General features: G+C 44.0%; 7 protein-coding genes. 3 read left to right on the plus strand and 4 right to left on the minus strand.

Annotation, left to right across the window (positions count from 1 at the left end; genetic code table 11):
* Nucleotides 1–380: 380 nt before the first annotated feature.
* A complete protein-coding gene (locus tag AC4II3_RS00005; protein WP_488009770.1) occupies nt 381–2,033 on the minus strand; it encodes a response regulator in 1,653 nt (550 codons plus the stop codon).
* A gap of 634 nt (nt 2,034–2,667) precedes the next feature.
* Here AC4II3_RS00005 and AC4II3_RS00010 point away from each other — a divergent pair.
* On the plus strand, nt 2,668–3,642 hold the full coding sequence (locus tag AC4II3_RS00010; protein WP_488009768.1) for a 2-keto-4-pentenoate hydratase: 975 nt from the start codon (nt 2,668–2,670) through the stop codon (nt 3,640–3,642).
* An 18-nt stretch (nt 3,643–3,660) separates the two neighbouring features.
* Here the strand turns inward: AC4II3_RS00010 and AC4II3_RS00015 are convergent, their stop codons facing one another.
* Nucleotides 3,661–4,077: a ribosomal maturation YjgA family protein gene (locus AC4II3_RS00015; protein ID WP_488009766.1), complete on the minus strand. Its 417-nt coding sequence runs from the start codon at nt 4,075–4,077 to the stop codon at nt 3,661–3,663.
* Between the two features lie 138 nt (nt 4,078–4,215).
* Between AC4II3_RS00015 and dacB the strand changes: the two genes are divergently transcribed.
* Together dacB and wecB are read left to right on the plus strand one after the other, a co-directional pair.
* Nucleotides 4,216–5,802 (plus strand): D-alanyl-D-alanine carboxypeptidase/D-alanyl-D-alanine endopeptidase, encoded by a 1,587-nt coding sequence (gene dacB, locus AC4II3_RS00020; RefSeq protein ID WP_488009764.1) that lies wholly within the window; start codon nt 4,216–4,218, stop codon nt 5,800–5,802.
* A gap of 177 nt (nt 5,803–5,979) precedes the next feature.
* A complete protein-coding gene (gene wecB, locus AC4II3_RS00025) occupies nt 5,980–7,167 on the plus strand; it encodes a non-hydrolyzing UDP-N-acetylglucosamine 2-epimerase (RefSeq protein WP_488009772.1) in 1,188 nt (395 codons plus the stop codon).
* Between the two features lie 2 nt (nt 7,168–7,169).
* Here wecB and AC4II3_RS00030 read toward each other — a convergent pair whose 3' ends face one another.
* Both AC4II3_RS00030 and AC4II3_RS00035 read right to left on the minus strand, forming a co-directional pair.
* On the minus strand, nt 7,170–9,083 hold the full coding sequence (locus tag AC4II3_RS00030; protein ID WP_488009762.1) for a DUF4335 domain-containing protein: 1,914 nt from the start codon (nt 9,081–9,083) through the stop codon (nt 7,170–7,172).
* Between the two features lie 288 nt (nt 9,084–9,371).
* Entirely contained in the window at nt 9,372–9,959 is a 588-nt protein-coding gene (locus AC4II3_RS00035; RefSeq protein WP_488009760.1) for a DUF3038 domain-containing protein, read from the minus strand.
* Nucleotides 9,960–10,259: the final 300 nt, after the last annotated feature.

The raw sequence follows: 10,259 nt of genomic DNA on the forward strand, positions 1-10,259 counted from the left end.
ACTCCCTACTCCCTACTCCCTACTCCCTACTCCCTACTCCCTACTCCCATTAACCCAAGACGAAAGCACTTCACCCAATTGAAAATTACTATAGTAAGTAATGGATAATAGGTAATGGATAAGAGGTAATCCTAGAGGAGTAATCACAATTACCTAATACCTAATACCTATTCCCAACATATTACAATACCGATCCTCTCGGACATGAGATGATTTGGTCTTATACCATTTTTAAAAATCCCTGACTGACTTAATCAATCTCGAAAAAGTGAAACATTAAAGGGCAAAGGATATAATCACAGGGCTTTTCGCTTTCCCTTTAACCTTTCCCCCTATCCTTGAGCTCTGTCTTGACTAAAGAAAATTAGTCTTAGAGTACCTCAGTCATCAACCCACTGCAATTCCAACAGCTGCTCCAACAAAGCAAGTAACTGATCCTGGTCAACGGGTTTCGGTATAAAACCTTCACAGCCCAGCATCTGACTCTGCTTCTGGACTATGTCAAAAGTACGGGCTGAAAGGGCAATGATTGGCACATTTTTCAGATCGGGTATTTCCCGCATTTCTGGCACCATGGTAAAAGCAGTTTTGACCGGCATGAATAAATCAGTCAAAATCAGATCGGGTCGGATGGCTATGGCGACATCCAATCCCTGCTGACCATTGTCTGCGGTTACCACCTCAAAGCCTAACGGTTCAAGCATGTTGAGTAATACCAACCGATTTTCTTTGTTATCATCCACAACTAGCAGTTTGCGTCGTTTTCCGTGGTAACCCATCACTTGACCGGCAATATTCCGTTTAGCTTCGGTAACAATTTTAACCACAGGTAAGGCAACATCAAACCAAAAGATTGACCCCTTACTTAACTCGCTTTTAACGTTTAGTTGGCTTCCCATCAATTCCACCAACTGCCGAGAGATGGCTAAGCCTAAGCCGCTTCCAGCTGCCCGATATTTGCTATCCCCCGTTTGTTCAAAGGGTTGGAAAATATTCTCTAATTGTTGAGGGCTAATTCCTATCCCGGTATCAATCACCTCAAAGCGAATCGTCCGATGTTGGATTTTGGAATCTTTCTCCTGATCACCGGAGGTAGGGTTTTGGTCTTGAATCACTCCAACGTTGAAAGTTACATTGCCTTGGTCGGTAAATTTGACTGCATTGTCTAACAAGTTGATCAGTACCTGTCGGAGCCGTTTATCGTCTGCCTTAACACCAGTCGGTAAATTAGTTTTTTGTTGAAATCTCAACACAATATCTTTTTCAGTAGCTCGCATGCGGATGATTCCCACAACTTCCTCTAAGAAGGTTGGTAAATTAAATTCTGTGGAATACAGTGCCATTTTGCCAGCTTCGATTTTGGAAAAGTCTAAGATATCGTTGATCAAAGTCAACAAATGGCCACCGCTTTTCTGAATAATTTTTAAGCCTTCCAGTTGCTTGGCAGTTAAATTTCGTTCACCTTTGGAGGCGGCTTTAGCCGCATCACGTTGGAGAATTTGAGCATATCCTAGAATACCGTTTAGGGGAGTACGGAGTTCATGACTCATGTTAGCTAGGAATTCACTCTTGGCTTGGTTAGCTACTTCTGCTTTTTGTTTAGCATCTTGGAGATAGGCATTTTGTTCAGCAAGGGTTTTGCTTAAAAAATTGAGTTTTAAATGGAGCCTGACTCTAGCTAATACCTCTTCTTGTTCAAAGGGTTTTGGGATATAGTCTACTGCACCTAAAGATAATCCTTTTATCTTATGGTTTATATCAGCAAACGCGGTCATAAAAATTATGGGAATATCTTTAGATATTGGATTATTTTTGAGTTGTTTACAGGTTTCAAATCCATCAATACCTGGCATATTAACATCTAACAATATGAGATCAGGTGGTTCATATTCTACTTGTTCAAGAGTTCCTTCACCATCCATTTCTACTCTGACTTGAAACCCAGCACTTTCCAAAGTTTTGTAGAGAACTGATAAATTATTGGGATTATCATCAACGATTAAAATTGTTCCAGTGTTTGGTGATTGGTTCATTTTTACTTATTGATATATTTCCTAATCGCCAAGGTATGAGAGCAAGTCCGGAGGTGCGCTTGACCCATTAAGAATTAAATTCGCGCACCTTTAGGCAAAGCCCAACGCGGGGCGCGAAGGGGCGCGCACCTCTTAATCACTTCGTATTCAGGTAAATTGTTACTTGTTACTTATTACTCGTTACTTGTTACTTATTACTCGTTACTTGTTACTTGTTATTTTGTAGTGCAAGCATCTTGCTAGCTGGCTATAGGCTAGTCAGCGAGACGCTCAAACTCCAGTTACAGATTTGGGATGTTCCGAGATCAGTGTTCCACCGGACATGATCTGACTTGGATTAATAATCTCTTGAAGCTGATCCTCGAAGACAGGGAATAGGATTTTCCGTTGACGACTGAGTGTATTCAGTCAACCGTTAACAGTTAACCGTCAACACTACCGATTGCTGATTAGCTCGCCGAAAGTCCTGATCAACTAGTGTATTGATTCAGAGATGGGATAAGCTGAAATCATTCCCCTTTGTCTAAGCTTTTGTCTACGCTCATGGTTACCTCCTCTTTATGTATACTTCCCGTTATGTAACTCATAAGTAACACCAAAAAATGGAACTGAAGCAATTTTCGGCTCTTGAGTTATGCCAAATGCTTTGAATCCTGAAAACAGCTCTAGCAACACCATGCAACATATCAAATCTATTTCCCTAGCAATTGTACTATTGGCTTCAGTTCTATATCTGCCAAGCTGCAACCTCACTGGGGCTAAGAACAACTCCAACTCAACTAGTAGCTCTCGTACTAAAGTTTTAGATCAAACCCCTGAGGGTCGTCTGGTGGAGGAATTGACAACTAGCTATCTCAACAAAACCCCAGCTAGGGCAGTTGCGACTAAGCTAACCGTTGAAGAAGCTCAGGCTTTGCAAGACCAATTTGTAGAACAGTTGAGCTCTAGTTTAGGAAACGTTGTAGGTTACAAAGCTGGACTGACTAATCCTGCTGCTCAAGAGCGCTTCAAAGTCTCTGAACCCATACGAGGTGTACTTCTCGAAAAGATGTTGCTCAACAGTGGAGCGGTTGTCCCTGCCAAATTCGGTACTCGACCTGTATATGAAGGAGACTTAATGGTTAGAGTTGGTAGCGAAGAGATTAATAATGCTACTACCCCTAAAGAAGCATTAGCTGCTCTTGATGCCGTCATTCCCTTCATGGAACTGCCAGATTTAGTTTATGACCCAAAAGTGAGTTTTGATGGCACTGATTTGGTAGCCATTAATGTGGGTGCTCGCTTGGGAGTGTTAGGCACAGCGATTCCTTTATCTGCTACCCCTGATTGGGAAGAACGATTAAAAAATATAAAGATTGTAATGGTAGATAAGGCTGGCAATCAGTTAGCTGTTGGGAAAAGTAGTGCTTTATTAGGAAATCCCTTACAGGTAGTACTTTGGTTAAAAGATTCTTTGAAGGCATCAGGTAAAGTTTTGAAGAAAGGCGATTTACTATCTTTAGGCTCCATGACTCCCCTAGTTCCTGTTAAAGCTGGTACTACTATTCGTGCTCAATATATTGGATTAGATCCAACAGGAAAGGTAGAAATATCCGTTATTTTTGAGTAATATCATGTCCGGTATATATTATCTAATCAGTTTACAAAACTGGGAGATTTGCCGTAACCATAGCCAACCTAAGACGCTGCCAATGGCATAATAAAGGAAATCCCACCATACAAAGGTAGTTCCTAAGAGGAATTTACCGATTAAGGAAGCACGAATTGGTGCTAAGAGAGGGGTTTGCCAAAGTTGTAATAATTCTATGGCACAGGTAACGCTAAAAACTCCTAAAGTAATTCGGGTTATTGCTTGGCGATTGGGAATAATAAAAAATATCACTAAACACCAAAAAATCTCATACAAAATAGCACCAGAGTAGTCATGAACCCATTTTTCTCCAAGACCAGAGTAGTACTTGGAAAGAATCCCTAATGGTGTAATAATCAATAGGGATAGGATAATGAGCCAGCGTTGAGGAGTAATTTTTAATAGTTTAGTCATTAACGGATTAGAGAAGTCAATGGAGTGCTGAGGGCGTCAGTGGGTCAGTTGTAAGTTGCGGCAGGAAACAGGCAAGATGCCCGTTCCACCAAGATGCCCGTAGGTCAGTTATGAGTTGTGAGTTATGAGTTGTGAGTTATGCCAAATCCCTTACATCGATGGGGAAAACCAATAACTCTGCTGGTGTTGTGGTTAGCTGTACAGTTAGTCATCAAGCAAGGGGTGATGGCGACACCGACAGTAGTTGAAGTAGTTGAGAAACCGGAATCCTTTCCAAAAAAGATTTGTCCTGCTGACTTAACTACAGCTATTGATGCCATAATCAGTCGTCCCGAATTTATGCGATCGCGTTGGGGCATTTTGATTCAACCCTTAGCCGACTCAGCTCCCCTCTACAGTCTTGAATCAGAACGTTTCTTTATCCCAGCATCCAATATCAAACTCTTTACCACAGCAGCAGCGTTACGTGAACTAGGTGAACAATACCGGATTCGCACACCGGTTTATGGTACTGGCACTAGCCCCTATTTGACGTCCTTACGGATTGTGGGACAAGCAGACCCAAGCTTAAGCAATACCCAGTTAACAGATGTGGCACAACAACTAAAGGGTCAAGGGGTAAGGTTGGTGCAACAGTTAATTGTAGAAGATGGCTATACTCCCTATGGTATTATCAATCCAACCTGGGAGTGGAGCGATAGTTATCTATACTATGGCGCTTCGGTTAATCGACTTATTCTCAATCAAAATACTGTTGGACTAACCCTATTTCCCCAACAGCCAGGAAAATCATTGCGCGTTAGTTGGAGTGATGGGGTAGCGGCTAGACAGTGGCGTGTGGATAATCGTGCTGTTACCGGTAAGGCCGGAATACCATACTCAGTAGAAATAATGGGAGTTTTAGGTGAGCCGGTGTTAGTGATTAACGGTCAACTGGCAGCAGATGCTGCACCAGACTTCTGGGGGTTAGCAGTTCGCGACCCAGCCAATTATTTCCTGGAGTCCTTCCGCCGTATCCTGGAAGCTGAGGGAATTGCTGTGATTAAGGCACTGGTAAAAGACAGTTCAGCTGAGATGGTCAGATCATCAGATCAGGGGATGGGAAGAGAGGTTAATAATAGATTGCGTTCTAATGTTAATAATACAGAAATAACCAATACACAAACAACCACAGAGTTGGCAGCGGTAGAATCTCTTCCCTTAGCGCTATTGTTAAAGGAAATCAATCAGCACAGTAATAATTTGTATGCTGAGGCATTATTGCACCAACTGGAAACAGAGGTGGGGAGTGAGTCTAGCCCTAAGTTGGGTCTGGTAGCGGTTCAACAGAGCTTAACAGAGTTAGGGGTTGACCCAAAAAGCTATAGTCTGGCTGATGGGTCTGGGTTATCTCGCCATAATTTAGCTAGTCCGTTTGCGATCGCACAAACTCTGAGACTGATGGCACAAACCCCATTAGCTCAGGTTTATCGAGAATCCTTGGCTACGGCTGAGGTTAGTGGAACTTTAGGCGATCGCTTTCGTGATACCGCAGCTGTTGGTAAGCTCCAGGCTAAGACTGGTACATTAAGTGGTGTCTCAGCCTTATCCGGCTATCTTGATATTCCTGACTATCAAACCTTGGTATTTAGTATTCTGGTAAATCAATCTGACCAATCTGTTACTACACTCTATCGTGCTATTGATGAAATTGTTCTATTATTGACTCGCTTGGGTTATTGCTAAGTGTTGAGTGTTGAGGGGTAGCAACGGTTGAACATTTTTCGCAGCCCTTCCCTCCCTCCCTTCCTGCCATGGGTTTACCCACTACCGGTGACTCTTGCCCTACTCCCTACTCCCTATTCCCTATTCCCGCGCAACCCAGAACGAAAGTACTTCAGCCAATTGAGAAATGCTGTAATTATGAAACCCCTGGAAATTCCCCCAGACCCTAAACCCAAGACCCTAAACCAGGGTTCAACCAAGTCTCCAATTCAAATCTGTATCACATTAGGGACTCGTCCCGAGGCAATTAAGTTAGCTCCGGTGATTCTTCAGTTCCAACGCTCTGGTAAATTTAAGACTCAGGTGGTGTTAACGGGTCAGCATCGGGAAATGGTAGACCAGGTAATGCAGATGTTTGACCTGAGGGCGGATCGGGATCTAGAAATTATGCAGCCCAAGCAAACTCTGACCGATATTACTTGTTTGAGTTTACGGGGGTTAGAGGAGTTATTTCAGGAATTGCAGCCCAAGTTAGTAGTTGTGCAGGGGGATACAACTACGGCCTTTGCTGCGGCCTTGGCAGCGTTTTACCAACGTATCCCAGTGGGTCATGTGGAGGCGGGATTGCGCACCAATGATTTGTTTAATCCCTATCCAGAGGAAGCCAATCGACGGCTGATTTCTCAGATTACTCAATTACATTTTGCCCCCACTCCCCTGGCAGTAGAGCATTTGGAGGGGTCTGGAGTCACTGGCGCAATTCATAAAACTGGGAATACGGTGATTGATGCCCTGTTGATGGTGGCTGAGCGGGAACCAGTGTGTGAGGTTCCGGGTTTAGATTGGGAAGGATACCGCACGATTTTAGCAACAGTACACCGTCGGGAAAATTGGGGGAAACCACTGGAGGATATAGCACAGGGGTTTCTCCAGATTCTAGATAAGTTCCCAGATACAGCGTTATTGTTACCTCTCCATCGTAATCCTACGGTCAGGGAACCCCTAAGGGCAATGTTGGGGGACCATGAGCGGGTATTTTTAACAGAACCGCTGGATTATGTGGAATTGGTAGCAGCAATGCAACGGTGTTATTTAGTGATGACTGATTCTGGCGGATTGCAGGAGGAAGCACCGAGTTTGGGTAAGCCAGTGCTGGTATTGCGTAAGACGACAGAACGACCGGAAGCGATCGCAGCTGGGACTGGGAAGTTGGTAGGAACCGACCCGGAACAGATGGTAGGGGCGGCAAGTTTGTTATTGAGTGATTCAGTAGCTTATCAGGGGATGGCAAATGCCATTAATCCCTTTGGGGATGGTCGTGCGGCGGAGCGTATAGTAAAGATTGTGGAGAATTACTTTGATCTAAATTGTTCTGGCAATCAATAGCCTCAATTCATCCCTTCCAACAAAGTTTGTACCTTACCATCTGGGTGTAGCAGCACCCGAATTTTTGGTATACCTTCCCCTTCTAAAGGGGACACAAAAGTTTCACCGATCAGAGGTATGGGGGCATTGTCTATATAGGTTTTGGCTGCTTGCCCAAGGGGAATTATACGTCGGATAGTACCATTATTATTTAACCACAAACTATAGTTCAAGGTTTTCTGTAGCCCTTCGGGAGGTTGCCAGCGCTCCTGGAAATATCGTCTGGCTTCTGCTACCTGAGAAATCTTATCAAACAGGGTATTCTGAGATATCGGATTCGCAATAGTAGGCTTGGATGAGTTTAAAGAATCAGAAACAGGGCTACTCGGGACATTCAGTCCAGGCACAGCTTGATCGATAACAGGGCTACTCGGGACATTAAGTCCAGGCACAGCTTGATCGATAATTCTAGAGGTAGAAGAACCTCTGTCGAGAGTAGACACATTCTGTTGAGGAGCAGGGATGGCTTGAACCGCCACATTAGTAGTAGTAGACCTAGAAGAAGTAGAAGTAGAAGTAATAGAAGTAGTAGAAATAGGAGAAATCGAAGACTCGGCCTCAGGGATTACCACTGTTTCTGTGGAGATGGATAGACTTTCTCTAGAAGAATCCTGAATTCCTACCTCAGTAGGAGAGGGCGCTGGTTTAATCACTGGCAATTTTGACACAGTTTGTACTACAGCGATGGAACTCGGTGGAGTTGGTTTGGGTTGGGTATTGGCATCAGCAGCAGGTAAATTAGTTTTACTAGCCTCAGAAACACGTGCCTCACCATTACTAGCCCCAGAAGCAGGAGCAGCACTAACAGCAGAACTAGCAATAGGACTAGTAACAGAACTAGCAACAGGACTAGTAACAGAACTACTAGTAGAACTAGTAGCACTCAGTTGAGGAGAGTCTGGTTTCCTAGCTGGAGGAGGAACAATTGTGAGAATCGGACGTGAATTGGGGCGTGAGGCTATTGGTGGCGCAGTGCGTACTGGTGGAGAGGGTGGCTTGACGGGAGGCGGTGGCGCAGTGCGTACTGGTGGAGAGGGTGGCTTAACCGGAGGCGGAGGCGGTAACTTGGTTCCTGGAGATAAACGTGGTGGTACCGAGGGAGTTGGGATGGGAGTGCTCGGTGCTGGGGGAACCTGGGAGATGGCTCGCTTTTTCCCAATCTTGCTGGACTCTAATGCTGTTTTTTGCGATTGTGCTGTTGTTAGTGTTTGGGCTTGCTCAACAGGCTGAGGTTTATCAAGCAACTTAATCACTGCTGCTGTCACACCCACTGCCAACACCATGGATGCTGCTGTACGCATCCAACCGGATGATTCTGGTGTCCAACTGGGCTGATTGAGTTTTGGTAGAGATACTACTTCAGCCGCATATTCATCCAAAGCGGTGGCTAGATCAAACAGCTGTGTAGCACTTAAATCAACTACTGAGCCAGATTCTTCATTAGCCAGCTTACCCAGAAACAGGCTATGGCTCAGTAACCCTTTCGATTGCAGATGGATTTGCTGAGTTGGAACTGCTGTGGCATTTTCTTCCTGAGGGGTTGGAAGAGTTAGGACAGTTAAGGGAGTAACCTCAGCCGATCGCGTAGCGTGGCCTACGGCCTTAGAGTTTCCAGAGGCAACCAGTTGGTTTGGGGACGGCTCAAGGAAGTGCTGAACATAGCCATCTACCGCTTCATACAATACATCTAAATCTTCTGTGTTGCCTCGTAACGTTACCTGTTGTTCTTCTGGCTTGCGGGGGTCATCAAAACGCAACTCAAACCGCAACTTCTTCACCAGAGATTTTCCCACCCAGCGAGATAAGGGTGAGCGGTTTGCCCAAATTGATAGGGTACAGGTAGGAGGAGTGTAACGTCGCAGGACTATGTTGGTCATTGGTGATTATGTATTAGTCATTTGTTAATTGTTAATTGTTAATTGTTAATCGTTAATTATTGATTTTTATAGCATTTACAAATAGATCATAAAACCAAATGCTGATTTATCATAACACCAAAAATCGGATAGTCTTAATTCAATAGCGAGTGGGCGAACCCCCCTCAGGTCGGCGCTGCATCGATATTTTATACTGTTCCGAAGTTCCAAAGTTCCCTGTTCCGAAGTTCCCATCAATCCTAGTTTGACATCTCAAATAAAAATGCTATATTTTCCTGCATACAATTCTTAAGAGACTTTACCTAATAAGGCTAACCATAAACGCTGATGACCTTTGGAGCCACTATAGAAGAGTAAATTGATTAATAGTTTAAGACCCAGTTGCTTTAGGCTATCAGTTGATACATTTTCTTCTTCGGCCATCCGTTCTCGGTAAGTGTTATTAAAGTTATCTAAATAATCTCCCAATAAAGCAGCACGATGAGGTTCAGTGTTTTGTTGTGTCATTTGTTCGAGTAAAGCCACCGCACGACGGATTAATTCTTGATGGTTTTTAGCCAAGTGACAGATGATTAAAACTAGCGATCGCGCTTCCTCCACATCCAGCTTTTTCCGACCTCCTGAACTTTTGCGCAGGGGATTAGACTGACGCAGACGCCACAATGCTACTCGGTCTGTGATCATTGAGTCTAAATTTAATTCAGCAGCAGCTTGCAGCATCTCCTCTGAACCAATACCTGCTAGAGCTTCTAGACTAAGCAAGACTAAATCTAGCTGGGTTTTGATATTATCGAGATCGATTGAGTCTGCGGCTTGACTCAGAGGCAAATCCTCCCAAGCAGGAGGTGATTTTGGCATCTTGACAGTGGAAACCATAATTTTATTTTACTAAAGCAAATCCGGTTTACCCGTCGCTGTTACAGGTTTGGAAACAGGACTACGAAAGATTAAGGTATGTTTCCTGCTGCTAAAGCTTTGGTTTAAAGTTAGAAGGTTGAATGTTGTCTGGTTAAAGGTTGTCTGGTTGAATGTTGTCTGGTTAAAGGTTGTCTGGTTAAAGGTTGTTCGCGTAGCGTGGCCTATTGGCCAAGGTTATCTGGTTGAATGTTCAAAAATGCATTCTAACCTGCTAACCTGCTAACCTGCTAACCTGCTAACCTGCTAACCTGCTAACCT

The sequence above is a fragment of the Moorena sp. genome (assembly GCF_982860115.1).

Coding starts and splice junctions, on each gene's coding strand:
- AC4II3_RS00035 (WP_488009760.1), bottom strand. CDS start 9,959: ATGGTTTCCACTGTCAAGATGCCAAAATCACCTCCTGCTTGGGAGGAT.
- AC4II3_RS00010 (WP_488009768.1), top strand. CDS start 2,668: ATGCCAAATGCTTTGAATCCTGAAAACAGCTCTAGCAACACCATGCAA.
- AC4II3_RS00015 (WP_488009766.1), bottom strand. CDS start 4,077: ATGACTAAACTATTAAAAATTACTCCTCAACGCTGGCTCATTATCCTA.
- AC4II3_RS00030 (WP_488009762.1), bottom strand. CDS start 9,083: ATGACCAACATAGTCCTGCGACGTTACACTCCTCCTACCTGTACCCTA.
- dacB (WP_488009764.1), top strand. CDS start 4,216: ATGCCAAATCCCTTACATCGATGGGGAAAACCAATAACTCTGCTGGTG.
- AC4II3_RS00005 (WP_488009770.1), bottom strand. CDS start 2,033: ATGAACCAATCACCAAACACTGGAACAATTTTAATCGTTGATGATAAT.
- wecB (WP_488009772.1), top strand. CDS start 5,980: ATGAAACCCCTGGAAATTCCCCCAGACCCTAAACCCAAGACCCTAAAC.